The 18,113-nt window shown below is 65.2% G+C and carries 13 protein-coding genes and 2 rRNA genes; 14 read left to right on the top strand and 1 reads right to left on the bottom strand.

Annotated elements, in window-relative coordinates; translation table 11 throughout:
- From ACPUER_RS14080 to ACPUER_RS14065, 4 genes are all read left to right on the top strand, one after another.
- Positions 1-79, top strand: a 23S ribosomal RNA gene (locus ACPUER_RS14080); the annotation flags it as partial.
- A gap of 132 nt (positions 80-211) precedes the next feature.
- A 5S ribosomal RNA gene (gene rrf, locus ACPUER_RS14075) occupies positions 212-324 on the top strand.
- Positions 325-783: 459 nt separating this feature from the next.
- The gene (locus ACPUER_RS14070) at positions 784-2,859 is read left to right on the top strand and encodes a molybdopterin-containing oxidoreductase family protein (RefSeq protein ID WP_175963146.1); all 2,076 of its coding nucleotides are present in this window, start codon (positions 784-786) and stop codon (positions 2,857-2,859) included.
- A gap of 136 nt (positions 2,860-2,995) precedes the next feature.
- Positions 2,996-4,669 (top strand): long-chain fatty acid--CoA ligase, encoded by a 1,674-nt coding sequence (locus ACPUER_RS14065; protein ID WP_175963145.1) that lies wholly within the window; start codon positions 2,996-2,998, stop codon positions 4,667-4,669.
- A 360-nt stretch (positions 4,670-5,029) separates the two neighbouring features.
- Here the strand turns inward: ACPUER_RS14065 and ACPUER_RS14060 are convergent, their stop codons facing one another.
- The gene (locus ACPUER_RS14060; protein WP_175963144.1) at positions 5,030-6,187 is read right to left on the bottom strand and encodes a porin; all 1,158 of its coding nucleotides are present in this window, start codon (positions 6,185-6,187) and stop codon (positions 5,030-5,032) included.
- A 276-nt stretch (positions 6,188-6,463) separates the two neighbouring features.
- Between ACPUER_RS14060 and coq7 the strand changes: the two genes are divergently transcribed.
- The 10 genes from coq7 (at position 6,464) to ftsW (ending at position 17,994) form a co-directional block, all read left to right on the top strand.
- Positions 6,464-7,090: a 2-polyprenyl-3-methyl-6-methoxy-1,4-benzoquinone monooxygenase gene (coq7, locus tag ACPUER_RS14055; protein ID WP_425131395.1), complete on the top strand. Its 627-nt coding sequence runs from the start codon at positions 6,464-6,466 to the stop codon at positions 7,088-7,090.
- Between the two features lie 384 nt (positions 7,091-7,474).
- A complete protein-coding gene (gene mraZ / locus ACPUER_RS14050; protein WP_006487094.1) occupies positions 7,475-7,903 on the top strand; it encodes a division/cell wall cluster transcriptional repressor MraZ in 429 nt (142 codons plus the stop codon).
- A 23-nt stretch (positions 7,904-7,926) separates the two neighbouring features.
- On the top strand, positions 7,927-8,868 hold the full coding sequence (rsmH, locus tag ACPUER_RS14045) for a 16S rRNA (cytosine(1402)-N(4))-methyltransferase RsmH (protein WP_175963143.1): 942 nt from the start codon (positions 7,927-7,929) through the stop codon (positions 8,866-8,868).
- The gene (ftsL, locus tag ACPUER_RS14040; protein WP_226195294.1) at positions 8,865-9,206 is read left to right on the top strand and encodes a cell division protein FtsL; all 342 of its coding nucleotides are present in this window, start codon (positions 8,865-8,867) and stop codon (positions 9,204-9,206) included. Before rsmH ends, ftsL begins: the two co-directional genes overlap by 4 nt.
- Positions 9,203-11,050 (top strand): peptidoglycan D,D-transpeptidase FtsI family protein, encoded by a 1,848-nt coding sequence (locus ACPUER_RS14035; RefSeq protein ID WP_111015383.1) that lies wholly within the window; start codon positions 9,203-9,205, stop codon positions 11,048-11,050. Before ftsL ends, ACPUER_RS14035 begins: the two co-directional genes overlap by 4 nt.
- Positions 11,047-12,585, top strand: a complete 1,539-nt coding sequence (locus ACPUER_RS14030) for a UDP-N-acetylmuramoyl-L-alanyl-D-glutamate--2,6-diaminopimelate ligase (protein ID WP_425131394.1) — start codon at positions 11,047-11,049, stop codon at positions 12,583-12,585. The genes ACPUER_RS14035 and ACPUER_RS14030 overlap by 4 nt, the downstream gene beginning before the upstream one ends.
- Complete coding sequence (locus ACPUER_RS14025; protein WP_175963141.1) at positions 12,582-13,988, top strand: UDP-N-acetylmuramoyl-tripeptide--D-alanyl-D-alanine ligase; 1,407 nt, start codon at positions 12,582-12,584, stop codon at positions 13,986-13,988. The genes ACPUER_RS14030 and ACPUER_RS14025 overlap by 4 nt, the downstream gene beginning before the upstream one ends.
- A 16-nt stretch (positions 13,989-14,004) precedes the next feature.
- Positions 14,005-15,174, top strand: coding sequence for a phospho-N-acetylmuramoyl-pentapeptide-transferase (gene mraY, locus ACPUER_RS14020; protein WP_006477019.1), 1,170 nt, complete (start codon positions 14,005-14,007; stop codon positions 15,172-15,174).
- 28 nt (positions 15,175-15,202) lie between these two features.
- Positions 15,203-16,714, top strand: a complete 1,512-nt coding sequence (murD, locus tag ACPUER_RS14015; RefSeq protein WP_425131397.1) for a UDP-N-acetylmuramoyl-L-alanine--D-glutamate ligase — start codon at positions 15,203-15,205, stop codon at positions 16,712-16,714.
- Positions 16,711-17,994: a putative lipid II flippase FtsW gene (ftsW, locus tag ACPUER_RS14010; RefSeq protein ID WP_175963139.1), complete on the top strand. Its 1,284-nt coding sequence runs from the start codon at positions 16,711-16,713 to the stop codon at positions 17,992-17,994. Before murD ends, ftsW begins: the two co-directional genes overlap by 4 nt.
- Positions 17,995-18,113 lie beyond the last annotated feature (119 nt).

Raw genomic sequence — 18,113 nt, 5'->3', positions numbered from 1 at the left:
AGGACGTTGATAGGTCAGGTGTGTAAGCGCAGTAATGCGTTCAGCTAACTGATACTAATTGCCCGTAAGGCTTGATCCTATAACAAGTCTGTCTCGCGCTGATTACAGCGCGTCGGACTGGTTGGATTCTCGTGTGCGGTACATACAACCTAAATTACTGCTTCTTCCCAGATTGGTTCTGTTGGCCACGCCAGCAGAACACCCCTCTTTGCCTGATGACCATAGCGAGTCGGTCCCACCCCTTCCCATCCCGAACAGGACCGTGAAACGACTCTACGCCGATGATAGTGCGGATTCCCGTGTGAAAGTAGGTAATCGTCAGGCTCCCTTAGCCAGAAACCCCCGCCCAACCAGGCGGGGGTTTTTGCATTGGCGCAGACAAAATGCAGGGCACGCCAAGCAACGGCAGCGCAGTCGGAGCCGGAGCGCCGGGGGCGTCCAAGTCGTCCCTTCCCATGTGCCCAATTTCAGTGCCGCATTCTGTCAATAGCTGATATCTCTAGCGGTTCATCGGCTTATTGATTGCATCTTCGATCAAAGGCACAACTCCCTCCACTTCACGTATCGACAGGCACGGTCGGACGTGACCAATTTTCCACCGTCCACGTCGAATGCAAAGAAGGAGGCACCGTTCTCCTTCCGCGAACGGTATGCATAGCCACTAAAACCCTTCGGCTCCCGCAATCGCTCTTCGACTAAATAACCCAAGATCCGTACGAAATAAACGCTTTATCCGGCGTGGCAACGTAAAATTTGCGAATCCCCATCTCTGCATTCAAAACGATGAACGCCGCCACACAGGTAGCCCGGGCCGTTTGCCCACACGATTGTCCGGACACGTGCGCCATGCGTGTGACCGTCGAGAACGGCAAGGCGATCAAGGTCACGGGCGATCCCGACCACCCGCCGACGCAGGGCGTGTTGTGCACGAAGGTCAGCCGGTATGCCGATCGGGTTCATCATCCCGATCGCCTCACGGTTCCGCTCAAGCGTGTCGGCGCGAAGGGGGAAGGGCGCTTCGCGCCGATTAGCTGGAGCGAAGCGTTCGACGAGATCGGCCGCCGCCTCGGTGAAATCGCCGCGCGCGAGCCGGAAGCGATCGTGCCGTACAGCTACGCGGGGACGATGGGGCTTGTGCAGGGCGAGGGCATCGCCCAGCGGTTCTTCCACAAGCTCGGCGCATCGCGGCTCGAGCGTGCGATCTGCGCGGCGGCCGGTGCAGCGGGGCTGCGTTACACGTATGGCGGTAGCCTCGGCATGCACCTCGAGCATTTTGAGGAAAGCGAACTCATTCTGATATGGGGCGCGAACCCGATCGCGTCGAGCCTGCACTTCTGGACACGCGCGCAGGAAGCGAAGCGCCGTGGCGCCCGTCTTGTCGCGATCGACCCGTATCGTTCGCTGACAGCAGAGAAATGCCATCAGCACATCGCGTTGAAGCCGGGTACCGACGGCGCATTTGCGCTCGGCATGATGCACGTGCTGATTACCGAAGACCTGCTCGATCACGACTACATCGCCAGTCACACGTTCGGCTTCGACGCACTCAAGGCGCGGGCGCTGTCCTATCCGCCGGAACGCGTCGCGCAGATCTGCGGCATCGATGTGTCGGAGCTGATCGACCTTGCGCGTCGCTACGGCGCGACCCACAAGGCGTCGATTCGCCTCAACTACGGCATGCAACGCGTACGCGGCGGCGGCAACGCCGTGCGCGCGATTGCGAGCCTGCCGGCGCTGACAGGGGCCTGGCGGGATCGAGCTGGCGGGCTGTTGCTCTCGTCGTCGGAATCCGCGCCGGTCAACCAGGCGGCGCTGCTGCGCCCGGATTTGATGCCGGGTTGGCCGCACAAGCTGCCGCGCATGATCAACATGAACGCGATCGGCGATGCGCTGTTGCACGCGGGTGATGCAACGTTCGGGCCAAAGGTCGAGGCGGTGATCGTGTACAACTCGAATCCGGTGGCAGTCGCACCGGATTCGTCGAAGGTTGCCGCAGGGTTCGCGCGCGACGATCTGTTCACGGTCGTTCTCGAGCATTTCAAGACGGATACCGTCGATTTCGCCGACATTGTGCTCCCGGCGACCACGCAGCTGGAGCACCTGGACGTCCACAAATCGTACGGCCACACCTACGTGATGGCGAACCTGCCGTCGATTCCGCCGGTCGGAGACGCGCGGCCGAACACGGAGATCTTTCGTGGCATCGCGCGCAGCATGGGGCTCGACGAGCCCGCGCTTTATCACAGCGACGAAGAGGTCGCGCGCGCGGCGCTCCGGTGGGACGATCCGTCGCTCGACAGCGACTGGGACACGCTGAAACGCGAAGGCTGGCTGAAGCTGAAGCTGCCGGACGCGCCGTTCGCGAATGGCGGTTTCCGCACCCCGTCCGGCAAGTGCGAGTTCTACAGCCCGCGGCTCGAGCAGATGGGCATGGACCCCGTTCCCGACTACCTGCCGCCGTTCGAGTCGGCCGAGGCCGCACCCGAACTCGCCGCGCGCTATCCGCTCGCGATGATTTCGCCGCCGGCCCGCCACTTCCTGAACAGCACGTTCGTGAACGTCGACAGCCTGCGCACTACGGAAGGCGAGCCGCATCTCGACATGCACCCGGCCGACGCCGATGCGCGCGGCATCTCGGAGGGCGACATCGTACGCATCTTCAACGACCGCGGATCGATGCAGGCGCTCGCGAGAATTACCGATCGCGCACGTGCAGGGCTCGTTGTCGGGTTGTCGATCTGGTGGAAGAAGCTGTCGCCGGACGGCAGGAACGCAAACGAAGTAACGAGCCAGGCGTTGACCGATCTAGGCAATTCGGCGACGTTTTACGACTGTCTTGTGGAGGTTGAGCGAATTTGATCGAGTATTCCCGTATGATCAGACGATTCTCCGCGGAAGTTCGAAGTGGACATCTAACCCTGTTGTCTCGGGACGGGCGAGCCGTTACGATGCGTTTTAGCACGACCATTCGAAAATCTGTGAGGAGACGCGCAGTATGGAAAAAATTTGGCTGAAATCGTACCCGCCCGGCGTTCCAGCCGAAATTGATGCGTCTCCTTATCCGTCTGTCCCGGATCTCCTCGACGAAAGCTTCCGGCAGTATCGCGACCGCACGGCGTTCGTCTGCATGGGCAAGGGCATCACGTACGGCGAACTCGACAAGCTGTCGCGCCAGTTCGGCGCGTGGCTGCAATCCCGTGGTCTCGCGCGCGGTGCGCGCGTCGCGATCATGATGCCGAACGTGCTGCAGTACCCGGTGACGATCGCCGCGGTATTGCGCGCCGGCTATACCGTCGTCAACGTCAATCCGCTCTACACGCCGCGCGAGCTCGAACATCAATTGAAGGACAGCGGCGCCGAGGCGATCGTCATCCTCGAGAATTTCGCGTCGACGCTGCAGGCCGTCATTGCGAATACGGCCGTCAAGCATGTCGTCGTCGCGTCGATGGGCGACTTGCTGGGCATCAAGGGATGGCTCGTCAATTACGTCGTGCGCAACGTGAAGAAGATGGTGCCTGCGTGGCAGTTGCCGTCGTTCACGCGCTTCAAGGCAGCGCTGTCGGAAGGCGCGCGGCAGGCGTTCAAGCCGCAGAAGATCGGCCCTGACGACGCCGCGTTCCTGCAATACACGGGCGGTACGACCGGCGTCGCGAAGGGTGCGACGCTGCTGCACCGGAACATCGTGTCGAACGTGCTGCAGGCCGGCGCCTGGCACCATCCGGCTCATGAGAAGTACCCGGAGGTGAAACAGTTCGTGACGGTTGTCGCGCTGCCGCTGTATCACGTGTTCGCGCTGACCGTCTGCGGTTTCCTGACGATGCGCACGGGCGGGATGGGCATCCTGATCCCGAACCCGCGCGACATCGGCGGGATGATCAAGGAACTGAAGGGCTACCAGATCTCGACGATTCCGGCCGTCAATACGCTGTACAACGCACTGCTGAACCATCCCGAATTCAGTCAGCTCGACCTGTCGAAGCTCGTGATCGCCAACGGCGGCGGCATGGCGATCCAGGAGGGCGTCGCGAAGCGCTGGTATGAAAAGACCCATACCGCGATCATCGAAGGATACGGTCTGTCCGAGACGTCGCCGGTTGCGACCTGCAACCCGGTGACGGCGACCGAATACAGCGGGACGATTGGTTTGCCTCTGCCGTCGACCGAAGTGGCGATTCGCGACGACGCCGGCAACGACGTCGCGCTGGGCGAGCCCGGCGAGATCTGCATCCGCGGGCCGCAGGTGATGGCCGGCTATTGGAACCGGCCGGACGAGACCGCGAAGGTCATGTTCCCGGATGGCTTCTTCAAGACGGGCGACGTCGGCGTGATGGATGCGCGCGGTTACGTGAAGATCGTCGACCGGAAGAAGGACATGATTCTCGTGTCCGGCTTCAACGTGTATCCGAACGAAGTCGAGGACGTGGTGGCGTCGCATCCGGGCGTGTTCGAGGTGGCGGCGGTCGGCGTTCCGGACGAGCATTCCGGCGAAGCGGTGAAGCTGTTCATCGTGAAGAAGGACCCGGCGCTCACCGACAAGGACATCCTCGCCTACTGCAAGGAGCGGCTCACCGGTTACAAGCGGCCGAAACTGGTCGAGTTCCGCACGGAGCTGCCGAAAACGAACGTCGGCAAGATTCTGCGGCGCGAACTGCGCGACGGACGCGCGTAACGTCGAAATCGACCGCGAAAGCCCGGCTGTGTGCCGGGTTTTTTATTTGCTGCGCCGCGTGGGCGCGAAATTCGACGCCGCCGGATCCAACGGCGCGCAACAGGCGTCCGACGGAGGGGACTTCCTCCGGCCGGGACGATTCGGTCGAGTGGCTGGCGGGAGCGCTGAGGTCGGACGGCACGGCATTTCGGCGCATGCGTTGGCAGCGCCCGGCATTTGCGTATGCTTTGCCGCAGGGCCATGCAGATGGTCGTGAATCGCACCGCGATCGTCCGGCATGCCGCTTCCGTTTTCATCGCCGGCAAAGAAAAAGGCGCCCGAAGGCGCCTTCAATATGCTGCGGCTTGTCAGACAAGCTGATTAGAACTTGTGACGGATGCCGACGCGTGCTGCGACCTGGTTGCTGGTGCTCGAACCTGCGAGACCGTTGATCGCTGCCGTTGCCTGAACGACATTGCCTTTCGCGTCGAGCACGTTGCCCGATGCATGCTGGTACACGCCGATCACGTAGACGTCGGTGCGCTTCGACAGGAAGTAGTCGACACCCAGCGAGCCCTGGTGGTACTTGGCTGCCGAGTTGCCGTCGATCTTGCTGCCTTGCGTGTAGTCGTACGCTGCGCCGAGAATCAGCGCCGGGGTCAGCTGATACTTGAAGTTGATTTCGCCGTTGTTGAACGTCGCGGTCTGGTTCACGAACGGACCGACCGAGAAGCCCTTGAACTTCGTGTTCGAGTACGTCGCGCCGATCGTCGCCGCGCCGAACGTGTAAGCGCCGCCTGCACCGATGACCTGGTACGTGTTCGCGTTGTTCGCGTATGCGCCGTAGACCGGCGACGATACTGCCGTCGTCGCAGCCGTCGAGCCGTTGTTGAACATGCCGCCGAAGTTGCCCGGCGTGCGTGCGTTCAAGTAGCCGACACCCAGGACCAGCGGGCCGTTGTTGTAGCCTGCGCCGAGCGACCAGACCTGGTTCTTCGAGAACTGGCCTGCCTGGCCGCCGAAGCTGTACAAGCCGCCGAACGTGAAGCCGCCGTACGACGGGCTCGTGAACTTGACCGCGTTGTTTACGCGATAGGCGTTGTTGAAGTTGTCGAGGTCGCCCGGGTGAGCGGCGATGTAGCCGCCCCACTGGTCGCCTGCCTCGAGCGGGCCGACGAAGTCGACGACGGAGTCGTACTGACGACCCAGCGTGACCGTACCGTACTGGCTCGACAGGCCGACGTAAGCCTGACGGCCGAACATCAGGCCGCCCTGACCGAGCTTGCCGCTGTTCACGTCGAAACCGTTTTCGAGGGTGAAGATCGCCTTCAGGCCGCCACCGAGGTCTTCGGTGCCGCGCAGGCCGAAGCGGCTGCCTTGCATCACGCCGCTGGCCATGCTGTACAGGTGCTTGCCGCCCGCGTTGTTGTTGAAGAGCAGGCCTTCATCGATGATGCCGTAAAGCGTCACGCTGCTTTGCGCATGAGCAGCGCCAGCGAACGCGCCCAGCGCGACGAGCGCGAGAAGCGACTTTTTCATTAACGGATCTCCAAGAATCACTGAATTTTTTTGGCGGGGCGGATAGTTATGTTCTGTTGACGGGCCCCATCAACTTCGCAAGAAGTCGCACGTAATGTAGCAAAACCGTTTTTTGCCACAAAGCGAAATGCCGCAGCTCAAGGTCGCCATGTTTCCTTTATGCAACAATGGTTAAAATCACGGGTTAACCGCAATTTCCGCTGAATAATCAAGTCGGTTACGCAGCGGACTCGTGCTCTCGCCGCTCGCGGCGGCACATGCAGCCAGGAGAACAGGATGGTGTTGGATGAACTGATCAGCGAATTCGATCGCGGCCTGCGATCGCTGACCGGCATTAGCCGGATGAGCCGGCCGGTGCCCGCGCCGGCCACCGCGCCGGACGTCGAGCTGACGCCCGCGGAGCGTACGCATGCCGCAGGGCTGATGCGCGTGAACCACGTCGGCGAAGTCTGCGCGCAGGCGCTCTACCAGGCGCAGAAACTCACCGCGCGCACGGCGTCGGCGAAGGCGATGTTCGAGGAGGCCGCGCGTGAGGAGGAGGACCACCTCGCATGGACGGCGCACCGCCTGAAAGAACTCGATTCGCGTCCGAGCCTGCTGAACCCGCTGTGGTATGCCGGCGCGCTCGCGATCGGCGTGGCGGCCGGCACGCTTGGCGACAAGGTCAGCCTCGGTTTCATGGCCGAGACGGAGCGGCAGGTCGAGAGTCACCTGGAAGGTCATATGTCGGAACTGCCGGCGACCGATACGGCATCGCGCGCGATCGTCGACCAGATGCGCATCGACGAGGTGAAGCACGGCAAGGCCGCGACCGACGCCGGTGGAATCGAACTGCCGCTGCCTGCGCGGATGCTGATGCGTGCCGCGTCGAAAGTCATGACGAGCACTGCATACTATCTTTGAGATTTGCGCCAGGCGACGCATGACGTCGCCCCGGCTCACCGCCTCCGATACCGCCCGTTTATTCCACGTTTTCCCGCCCCCGAAAGCCCCGTCCGCACGCCCGTCTGGCCCGTCTTTCTCATGTATCACCTTCACATGTTGCACTAGCTCATTCATTTATAACGGTTTTTGGAATGAGGGGCGCATGAGCATGTGCGCGTAAGTCCTTGTTCTAACTAACAAAATTCGTCAAAAAAGCGGGCCGCTCCCTTGACCGTGCCACACCCTTCCTCTAAAGTGGGAGACAGTGTGAGAAAGTGTATTTTTGTGTGATTTGGCGGGCTATTCCGGCTAAATTCTCAGCATTGGTCGGGTACTTCGGTGCCCTGAACGGGAGAGCGGAAAGTGTTCCAAGGGGCGTCGGCGCTGACGCTCGATGCGAAAGGGCGGATGTCGGTGCCGGCTCGCTATCGCGAAGCGCTGCAAGGACAGGCAGAAGGACGGGTGACTGTGACCAAGCACCCGGACGGCTGCCTGTTGCTGTTTCCGCGCCCCGAATGGGAAGTGTTCCGCGCCAAGATCGCCGCGCTGCCGATGGACGCGCACTGGTGGCGGCGAATTTTTCTCGGCAATGCGATGGACGTCGATCTCGACAGCGCGGGCCGGATTCTTGTATCGCCCGAGCTGCGCATGGCAGCCGGACTGGAAAAGGAAGTCATGTTGTTGGGAATGGGTAGTCACTTCGAGCTGTGGGATTCGCAGACCTACAACGCGAAGGAGCAGGCGGCGATGGCGCAGGGCATGCCCGACGCGCTGAAGAATTTCACGTTCTGATTGCGGTGACGGAGACGCCCGCGATGGGAAACGAATTGCAGCATCGGACAGTGCTGTTGGATGAAGCGGTCGAGTCGCTCGTGACGCGGCCGGACGGCGTTTATGTCGACGGCACGTTCGGGCGCGGCGGCCACAGCCGCGCGGTGCTCGCGCGACTGGCGGCGGCCGGGCGGCTGATCGCGTTCGACAAGGATCCGAGGGCGATCGAGACGGCGCAGGGCATCGAGGATGCGCGCTTCTCGATCGTGCATGACAGCTTTGCTTCGATGCGCGACGCGCTTGCGGCGCGCGGCGTCGAGAAGGTGTCGGGTGTGTTGCTGGACCTGGGCGTGTCCTCGCCGCAGGTGGACGATCCGGCGCGCGGCTTCAGCTTCCGCGCCGATGGTCCGCTGGACATGCGAATGGATCCGACGCGTGGCGAGTCGGCGGCCGAATGGCTCGCGCGGGCTTCGGTGCAGGAATTGACGGAGGTGATACGAGATTATGGGGAAGAACGGTTTGCTTTTCAGATTGCAAAGGCGCTTGTTGCTCGCCGGGCAGAGTCCGACCGTCTTGGGCCTCTCGACACCACGGGCGAGCTTGCCCAAATCGTGGGTCACGTCGTCAAAACCCGTGAGAAGGGCAAGGATCCGGCAACCCGCACCTTTCAGGCTATACGGATTCACGTCAATCAAGAGCTTGCGGACCTGCAAGTCGTACTAGACGCGGCACTGTCGTTGCTGGAGCAAGGGGGGCGGCTGGTGGTCATCAGCTTTCATTCACTCGAGGACCGGATCGTCAAGCGATTCATGCAGGCGCACGCCAGTGCGCCTGCGGTCGATCGTCGCCTGCCGATCCGTGCCGTCGATCTCCCGAGCCCGCCGCTCAAGATCATCCGCCGCCAGTTTCCGAGTGAAGCGGAGGTCGCCGCGAATCCGCGCGCCCGGTCCGCCGTGATGCGCATTGCGGAGCGCGTCACGCCATGAGCCGCTTCAATATCTTCCTGCTGATCATCGTGATGGGCTGCGCGCTGTCGGTCGTCAACTCGACGAACCAGCAGCGGCAGATCTTCATCCAGCTGCAGCGCGCGCAGTCGCAGGAGCGTCAGCTCCAGCAGGATTATGCGCAGCTTCAATATCAGCAGAGCGCGCTGTCGAAGACGTCGCGCATCGAGCAGCTTGCGAACGATTCGCTGAAGATGCAGCCGATCACGACCGGCCGCACGCAATACCTGACGCTGCCGCCGGGCGCCGCGAAGGCGATCGACGCGCCGATCCCTGCTTCGGCCGACACGGCCGGCAAGGGCAAGGGGGGCACGCGATGAAGCCGTCGCAAAAGCGCCAGAACGTGAAATTCACATCGAGCCCCGTGCTGGGTGTGCACCTGCCGATGTGGCGCTCGAAGCTCGTCGTGTTCATGCTGTTCATGGCGTTCGTCGCGCTGGCCGCGCGGGCGTTCTGGATCCAGGGGCCCGGCAACGCGTTTTACCAGAAGCAGGGCGAAAGCCGCTACCAGCGCACGCTCGAGCTGCCCGCGACGCGCGGCAAGATCCTCGACCGCAACGGGCTCGTGCTCGCGACGAGCCTCCCGGTGCGTGCGATCTGGGCGATTCCCGACGCGGTGCCGGACGATCTCGACGCCGACAAGGTCAACCAGCTCGGCAAGCTCCTCGGCATGACGTCGAAGGAGCTGCGCGTGAAGCTGTCGCAAGACAAGGGTTTCGTCTATGTAAAGCGCCAGGTGCCGATCGACATCGCGGACAAGGTCGCCGCGCTCGACATTCCGGGCATCTATCAGCGCAACGAATACAAGCGCTTCTATCCGGAAGGCGAGATCACCGCGCACCTGATCGGCTTCACGAACGTCGAGGATGAAGGGCAGGAGGGCGTCGAACTGGGCGACCAGAAGATGCTGTCCGGCACGTCGGGCGTGCGCCGCGTGATCAAGGACCGGATGGGGCACATCGTCGAGGACGTCGCCGAGCAGATCCCGCCGCACAATGGAACCGACGTCGACCTGTCGATCGACAGCAAGATCCAGTACATCGCGTACGCGAACCTGAAGGCCGCCGTCGAGAAGTTCAAGGCGAAGGCCGGCGCGGCGATGGTCGTCGACGTGCGCACCGGCGAGGTGCTCGCGCTCGTCAACTACCCGACGTACAACCCGAACGACCGCTCGCGCATGACGGGCGAGCAGTTGCGCAACCGGATCATGACCGACGTGTTCGAGCCGGGTTCGATCATGAAGCCGTTCACGGTGTCGCTCGCGCTCGACCTGCATCGCGTGACGCCGAACACGCTCGTCGAGACGGGCAACGGGCATTTCGTGCTCGACGGCGCGCCGATCACCGACGACGCGGGTTTCGGCACGCTGACGGTCGGCGGCGTGATCCAGAAGTCGAGCAACATCGGCGCGACGAAGATCGCGATGACGATGCGGCCCGAGGAAATGTGGAATATGTATACCAGCATCGGCCTCGGCCAGGCGCCGAAGGTCGGCTTCCCGGGCGCGGTGGCCGGCCGCTTGCGGCCGTGGAAGAGCTGGCGCCGCATCGAGCAGGCGACGATGTCGTACGGCTATGGCCTGTCGGTGTCGCTGTTCCAGCTCGCGCGGGCGTACACGGCGATCGCGCACGACGGTGAGCTGATGCCCGTGACCATTTTCAAGACTGACCCCAACCAGCAGGTCGCGGGCACGCAGGTGTTCAACCCGACCACCGCGCGCGAAGTGCGCGCGATGCTCGAGACGGTGGTCGCGCCGGGCGGCACGTCGCCGGATGCGGCCGTGCCGGGTTATCGCGTCGGCGGCAAGAGCGGTACCGCGTACAAGCATGAAGGCCATGGCTATACGCGCAAGTACCGCGCATCGTTCGTCGGCATGGCGCCGATGCCGAATCCGCGCATCGTCGTCGCGGTGTCGGTCGACGAGCCGACCGCCGGCAGCCACTTCGGCGGTCAGGTATCCGGCCCCGTATTCTCGGCGATCGCCGGCGACACGATGCGTGCGCTGAACGTGCCGCCGAACATGCCGATCAAGCAGCTCGTCGTGTCTGACGATTCGCCGGCAGCACCTTCCGCAACGGGGCCGCAAAAGCTGGCCGCGGGTGGCGGTGCGAAGCATATGATCGTGTCCAGCACGACGCGTAATTCACCAGGAGTTGTTCGATGAGCGCCGCCCGCAGTTCCCATCCGGCGCATCAGCAGATCGCAGCCGCGCTTGCGTGGCTGCGTCAGCATGTGGCCCCCGCGGCACAACTGCATGCCGACACGCGCAGCCTCAAGGCTGGCGACGTGTTTGTCGCGTATGCGGTCGACGGGGCAGACAACCGCGCCTTCATTCCCGACGCCGTCGCACGCGGTGCGGCCGCCGTGCTGTATCAGCCGGAAGGGCTGGCCGCTGTGCCGGCCGTGCCCGTCGCGCTTGCGGTGCCGGCGCTCGACCAGCTCGCCGGCGAGATCGCCAGCGGCTGGTACGGCGACCCGAGCGACAGCCTGCTCGCTGTGGGCGTGACCGGCACGAACGGCAAGACCTCGTGCACGCAGTGGATCGCCGCCGCGCTGACGGCGCTGCACCAGCCGTGCGCGGTGATCGGCACGCTCGGCAGCGGGATGCCAGGCCAGCTCGTGCCGACGGGTTTCACGACACCCGACGCGTCGCAGCTGCAGCGCAGCCTTGCGCAGTTGCGCGACGCGGGCGCGCGGGCCGTGGCGATGGAAGTATCGTCGCACGCGCTGCATCAGGGGCGCGTGAACGGTACGGCGTTCGACATCGCGGTATTTACGAATCTCACGCAGGATCACCTCGACTATCACGGCACGTTCGACGCGTACGAGGCGGCGAAGGCGAAGCTGTTCGCATGGCGTGGCCTGCGCGCGGCGGTCGTCAACCGCGACGACGCAGCCGGCCAAAGCCTGCTCGAGAAGCTGGCCGGCCGCGTGCGCACGATCGCGTACGGGATCGGCGACGCGCAGGCGCCCGACGCCGATCGCGAGCTGGTTGCGCTCGACGTGCGCGCTACCGCGACCGGCACGGCTTTCCGCCTGCGTTCGTCGTGGGGCGACGCGGACGTCGAAGTCGGCACGCTGGGCACGTTCAACGTCAGCAACCTGCTTGCCGTGCTCGGCTCGCTGCTCGCGGCCGATGTGCCGTTCGACGCGGCACTCGCCGAGATCGAACGGCTCGAGTCCGTCAACGGCCGGATGCAGCGGCTTGGCGGCCGGCTGCAGAACGACGAACCGCTCGTCGTGATCGACTACGCACACACGCCCGACGCGCTCGAGAAGACGCTCGACGCGCTGCGCCCGATCGCCGCGGCGCGCGGCGGCCGGCTCGTGTGCATGTTCGGCTGCGGCGGCGACCGCGACGCGACGAAGCGGCCGCTGATGGGGGCGATTGCGGAACGGCTCGCCGACGAAATCGTCGTCACGAGCGACAACCCGCGCAGCGAAGATCCGCAGCGCATCATCGACCAGATCGTCGCGGGCATGACCATGCCCGCTCGCGCACGTCGTATCGAGGATCGCGCGAGCGCGATCCTGCAGGCGGTGCGCGGCGCCGCCCGCGAGGACGTCGTCGTGCTGGCCGGCAAGGGCCACGAGGCGACGCAGGAAATCATGGGCAAGAAACGTACGTTCTCCGATCAGGATCACGCGCGGCTCGCGCTGGCAGCGCGCCCGACGCACGGCAAGGGAGGCGGCGAATGACGATGCTCAGTCTCGACGAAGCCGCTCGCCTGATTCCCGGCGCAACCGTTCACGGCGACGCGGGCGTCACGTTCGACCGTGTGTCGACGGATAGCCGCACGGTCGGCCCGGGCGACCTGTTCGTCGCGCTGAAGGGCGAGCGCTTCGATGCACACGACTTCCTCGCCGATGTCGCCGCGCGCGGTGCTGCCGCGGCGCTCGTCGCGCACGTGCCGGCAGGCCTCGCGATGCCGGCGATCGAAGGCGGCGAAACGCGTGCCGCGCTCGGCGCGCTCGCGCATGGCTGGCGCAAACGATTCCCGCTGCCGCTCGTTGCGGTGACGGGCAGCAACGGCAAGACGACCGTCAAGGAAATGATCGCGTCGATCTTCGCGGCGGCGGTCGGCACCGACGCGCGGCTCGCAACCGCCGGCAACCTGAACAACGACGTTGGCCTGCCGCTGACGCTGCTGCGCCTGTCGGCCGCGCATCGCCTCGCGGTGATCGAGCTCGGGATGAACCACCCGGGCGAGACCGAAATCCTCGCGCGCCTCACGGCGCCGACGGTCGCGCTCGTCAACAACGCGCAGCGCGAGCACCAGGAATTCATGGCGACGGTCGAAGCCGTCGCGCTCGAACACGCGGCCGTGATTCACGCGCTGCCGCCGGACGGCGTCGCGGTGTTCCCGGCCGACGATGCGTACGCGGGCATCTGGCGCGTCGCGGCGACGGGCAACCGGATCCTCGATTTCGCGCTGAACGATGCCGACCGGCAGACCGAAGCGCAGGTCACGGGCCGTCTGCAAGGCGGCGAACTCGCGATCGACACGCCGGCCGGCGCCGTCACGGTGCGGCTGCGTGCGCTCGGCGAGCACAACGCGCGCAACGCGCTGGCCGCGACGGCCGCGGCGCTGGGCGCCGGCGTCGCGCTGTCGGCGATCAGGCAGGGCCTCGAATCGTTCGAGCCGGTCAAGGGCCGGCTGCAGGTGAAGCAGGCGATCGCCGGCAGCCTCGCGGGCGCGACGGTCGTCGACGATACGTACAACGCGAACCCCGATTCGATGCGTGCCGCGATCGACGTGCTCGCCGCGCATCCGGCGCCGCGCGTGCTGGTGATCGGCGACATGGGCGAAGTCGGCGACGAAGGGCCGGCATTCCATCGCGAGATCGGCGCCTATGCGCGCGAGCGCGGGATCGACGTGCTGTTCGCGCTCGGCGATGCGTCGCGCGATGCCTGTACGGCATACGGCGACACGGCCCGCCATTTCGACGATGTCGGCGCGCTCGTGTCGGCGCTGCTCGCGGCGGGCTACGGCGCGCAGGCGACGGTGCTCGTGAAGGGCTCGCGGTACATGAAGATGGAGCGCGTGGTCGACGCGCTGACGAACCAACCCGCAGCGGGCGTGACGCCCGCTGCCCACTGAGTAGAAGGAAGGAAGCATGCTGCTGGCGCTGGCGCAATGGCTGCAAGGAGACGCAAGCTTTTTGCGCTTGTTCACGTACCTCACGTTCCGGGCGGTGATGGCCACCATCACCGCGCTGGGGATCGGGCTCGTGTGCGGACCGTGGGTGATCCGCAAGCTGACGCAAATGAAGGTCGGGCAGGCCGTGCGCAAGGACGGTCCGCAGACGCACCTCGTCAAGTCCGGCACGCCGACGATGGGCGGCGTGCTGATCCTGATCGGCATCGCGGTCGCGACGCTGCTGTGGGGCGACCTGACGAACCGTTTCATCTGGATCGTGATGCTCGTCACGTTCGGTTTCGGCGTGATCGGCTGGGTCGACGATTACCGCAAGGTCGTCCACAAGGATCCGCGCGGGATGTCGTCGCGCGAAAAGTATTTCTGGCAGTCGGTGATCGGTCTGTTCGCGGCCGTCTACCTCGCCTTCAGCGTGTCCGAGGCGAACAACGTGCGCGTGTTCGACCTGTTCATGGCGTGGGTGCGCAGCGGGTTGTCGATGGGGCTGCCGGCCCGCGCCGACTTGATGCTGCCGTTCCTGAAGTCGATCAGCTACCCGCTCGGCGTGTGGGGCTTCATCGTGCTGACCTACTTCGTGATCGTCGGCGCGAGCAACGCGGTGAACCTGACCGACGGCCTCGACGGCCTCGTGATCATGCCGGTCGTGCTGGTCGGCGCGTCGCTCGGTGTGTTCGCGTACGTGATGGGCAGCGCGGTGTATTCAAAATACCTGCTGTTCCCGCACATCCCGGGCGCGGGCGAACTGCTGATCTTCTGTTCCGCGATGGGCGGGGCAGGGCTCGCGTTCCTCTGGTACAACACGCACCCCGCGCAGGTGTTCATGGGCGACGTGGGCGCGCTGGCGCTCGGCGGCGCGCTCGGCACGGTCGCGGTGATCGTGCGCCAGGAAATCGTGCTGTTCATCATGGGCGGCATCTTCGTCGCGGAAACGCTGTCGGTGATGCTGCAGGTTTCGTGGTTCAAGTACACGAAAAAGCGCTACGGCGAAGGGCGGCGCCTGCTGAAGATGGCGCCGCTGCATCACCATTTCGAATTGTCCGGCTGGAAGGAAACGCAGGTGGTGGTGCGTTTCTGGATCATCACGTTGATGCTGTGCCTGTTCGGTCTGACCACCCTCAAGCTGCGGTAAAGGAAAGGTAACAAGGATGTCTGGCGAGATGTTTGGAGATCGGCAACGGCCGATGGTGCTCGTACTGGGGCTCGGGGAATCGGGTCTCGCGATCGCGCGATGGTGCGCGAGGCACGGGTGCCGGCTGCGGATTGCCGATACCCGCGACGCACCGCCCAACCTTGCCGCGCTGCAGGCCGAAGGCATCGATGCGGAATTCGTCGGCGGGGCGTTCGCGCCCGCGCTGCTCGACGGCGGCGTCGAGATCGTCGGGCTGAGCCCCGGCCTGTCGCCGCTCGAGCCGGCACTCGCGGCGCTGGTCGCGGCCGCCAGCGAGCGCGGGATCGCGGTGTGGGGCGAGCTGGAATTCTTCGCGCAGGCGCTGCGCGCGCTCGGCACGAGCGGCTACCAGCCGAAGGTGCTCGCGATCACGGGCACCAACGGCAAGACCACGACGACGAGCCTCACGGGCCTGCTGTGCCAGCGCGCGGGCAAGAAGGTTGCAGTCGCAGGCAACATCAGCCCGGCGATGCTCGACCGGCTCGCGGGCGCGATCGACGAAACGGCGCTGCCCGACGTGTGGGTGCTCGAACTGTCGAGCTTCCAGCTCGAGACCGCGCGCACGTTCGCGCCCGATGCGGCCGCGATCCTCAACATCACGCAGGACCACCTCGACTGGCACGGCAGCTTCGATGCGTACGCGCATGCAAAGGGCCGGATCTTCGGCGCGACGACGACGCGCGTGCTGAACCGCGACGACGCGGCCGTGATGAAGTTCGCGCCGGCAGCGGGCGTGGCCGACGCGCCGCGCACGGTCACGTTCGGCCTGAACGAGCCGACCCAGGACGGCGACTACGGGCTGTCGCGCGACAACGGCATCGCATGGCTGGTGGAAGCCGTCGATCGCGACGCGCCGGAGGAAGCGGCGCCGACCCGCCGGCGCAAGCGCGACGCCGCGCACACGCCCGACATCGCGCAGAAGCGCCTGATGCCGGCCGACGCGCTGCGGATTCGCGGGCTGCACAACGCGGCGAACGCGCTGGCCGCGTTCGCGCTCGCGCGTGCGATCGACCTGCCGGCTGCGCCGCTGCTGCACGCGCTGCGCGAATACCGCGGCGAAGCGCATCGCGTCGAAGTGATCGCGACGATCGACGACGTGGACTACGTCGACGACAGCAAGGGCACGAACGTCGGCGCGACGGTCGCCGCGCTCGACGGGCTCGCGCAGAAGATCGTGCTGATCGCCGGCGGCGACGGCAAGGGGCAGGATTTCGCGCCGCTGGTCGCGCCGGTCGCGCGCTGGTGCCGCGCGGTGATGCTGATCGGCCGCGATGCGCAGGCGATCCGCGACACGCTCGCCGAAACGGGCGTGCCGCTCGCCGATCACGCAACGCTAGAAGGTGCGGTGCATGCAGCGGCCGACCTGGCGGAGCCGGGCGATGCGGTGCTGCTGTCGCCCGCGTGCGCGAGCCTCGACATGTTCAGGAACTACGCCCATCGCGCGGATGTGTTCCGTGCGGCGGTCGACGAAATCGCCATCGACAAAGGAGCGACGCCATGAGCTGGTCCGATCGCCTCGTCTCCCGTTTCAACGACCGGCGCGATGCCGGCGGCAACGCCGCGGGCGGTCGCGTCGCGTCGGCCACGCGTGCCGCGACGGGCGGCCTCGCGAGCGTCGTCAACGGCGTGCGTCCGAGCCGGTCGCGGATGCTCGACTTCGACTACTCGCTGCTGTGGGTGGCGATCGCGCTGCTCGGGCTCGGCGTCGTGATGGTGTACTCGGCGTCGATCGCGATGCCCGATTCGCCGAAATACGCGTCGTATCACGATTACGCGTTCCTGATGCGCCACTGCGTGTCGCTCGTCGTCGCGTTCGTCGCGGCGGTGATCGCGTTCCGCGTGCCGGTGTCGACGTGGGACAAGTACGCGCCGCATCTCTTCCTGATCGCGCTCGTCAGCCTCGTGATCGTGCTGATCCCGCACGTCGGCAAGGGCGTGAACGGCGCGCGCCGCTGGATTCCGCTCGGCATCACGAACATGCAGCCGTCGGAAGTCATGAAGCTCGCGGTGACGATCTATGCGGCGAACTACACGGTGCGCAAGCAGGAGTACATGCAGAGCTTCGCGAAGGGCTTCCTGCCGATGGCGTGCGCGGTCGGCCTCGTCGGTGCACTGCTGCTGCTCGAGCCGGACATGGGCGCGTTCATGGTGATCGCCGCGATCGCGATGGGCGTGCTGTTCCTCGGCGGCGTGAACGGCAAGCTGTTCGGCGGCCTCGTCGCGACGGCAGTCGGCACCTTCACGATGCTCGTGTGGCTGTCGCCGTGGCGTCGCGAGCGGATCTTCGCGTATCTCGATCCGTGGGACGAGCGCTACGCGCAGGGCAAGGCCTACCAGCTCACGCACTCGCTGATCGCGTTCGGCCGCGGCGAGTGGTTCGGCGTCGGCCTCGGCGGCAGCGTCGAGAAGCTGAACTACCTGCCCGAAGCGCATACCGACTTCATCCTCGCGGTGATCGGCGAGGAGCTCGGTTTCGTCGGCGTGATGGTCGTGATCCTGCTGTTCTACTGGATCGTGCGCCGCGCGTTCGAGATCGGCCGCCAGGCGCTTGCGCTCGACCGCACGTTCGCGGGGCTGACGGCGAAGGGCGTCGGCATCTGGTTCGGTGCGCAGGCGTTCATCAACATGGGCGTGAACCTCGGGCTGCTGCCGACCAAGGGCCTGACGCTGCCGCTGGTGAGCTACGGCGGGTCCGGCATTCTGCTGAACTGCGTCGCGCTCGCGGTGCTGCTGCGGGTCGACTACGAAAATCGCGTACTGATGCGGGGAGGGAAGGTATGACCTCCTCGCGTCAGTACGCGATTTCGGCGAAGGCTGACTTCGTGCGCGAAGCGTGCGAAGTCAAGCGAAGCGGCCCTAGCCAAAACGTTTGTTCACCTTTGCTGATGCGGGGAGGGAAG

It is taken from the genome of Burkholderia sp. DN3021 (assembly GCF_049805555.1).
GTDB classification, from domain to species: Bacteria; Pseudomonadota; Gammaproteobacteria; order Burkholderiales; family Burkholderiaceae; genus Burkholderia; species Burkholderia pyrrocinia_C.
This window is presented reverse-complemented; position numbering and strand designations above follow the sequence as displayed.

Coding starts and splice junctions, on each gene's coding strand:
- ftsW (WP_175963139.1), top strand. CDS start 16,711: ATGAGCTGGTCCGATCGCCTCGTCTCCCGTTTCAACGACCGGCGCGAT.
- coq7 (WP_425131395.1), top strand. CDS start 6,464: ATGGTGTTGGATGAACTGATCAGCGAATTCGATCGCGGCCTGCGATCG.
- ACPUER_RS14065 (WP_175963145.1), top strand. CDS start 2,996: ATGGAAAAAATTTGGCTGAAATCGTACCCGCCCGGCGTTCCAGCCGAA.
- ACPUER_RS14070 (WP_175963146.1), top strand. CDS start 784: ATGAACGCCGCCACACAGGTAGCCCGGGCCGTTTGCCCACACGATTGT.
- ftsL (WP_226195294.1), top strand. CDS start 8,865: ATGAGCCGCTTCAATATCTTCCTGCTGATCATCGTGATGGGCTGCGCG.
- mraY (WP_006477019.1), top strand. CDS start 14,005: ATGCTGCTGGCGCTGGCGCAATGGCTGCAAGGAGACGCAAGCTTTTTG.
- ACPUER_RS14035 (WP_111015383.1), top strand. CDS start 9,203: ATGAAGCCGTCGCAAAAGCGCCAGAACGTGAAATTCACATCGAGCCCC.
- ACPUER_RS14025 (WP_175963141.1), top strand. CDS start 12,582: ATGACGATGCTCAGTCTCGACGAAGCCGCTCGCCTGATTCCCGGCGCA.
- rsmH (WP_175963143.1), top strand. CDS start 7,927: ATGGGAAACGAATTGCAGCATCGGACAGTGCTGTTGGATGAAGCGGTC.
- murD (WP_425131397.1), top strand. CDS start 15,203: ATGTTTGGAGATCGGCAACGGCCGATGGTGCTCGTACTGGGGCTCGGG.
- ACPUER_RS14060 (WP_175963144.1), bottom strand. CDS start 6,187: ATGAAAAAGTCGCTTCTCGCGCTCGTCGCGCTGGGCGCGTTCGCTGGC.
- ACPUER_RS14030 (WP_425131394.1), top strand. CDS start 11,047: ATGAGCGCCGCCCGCAGTTCCCATCCGGCGCATCAGCAGATCGCAGCC.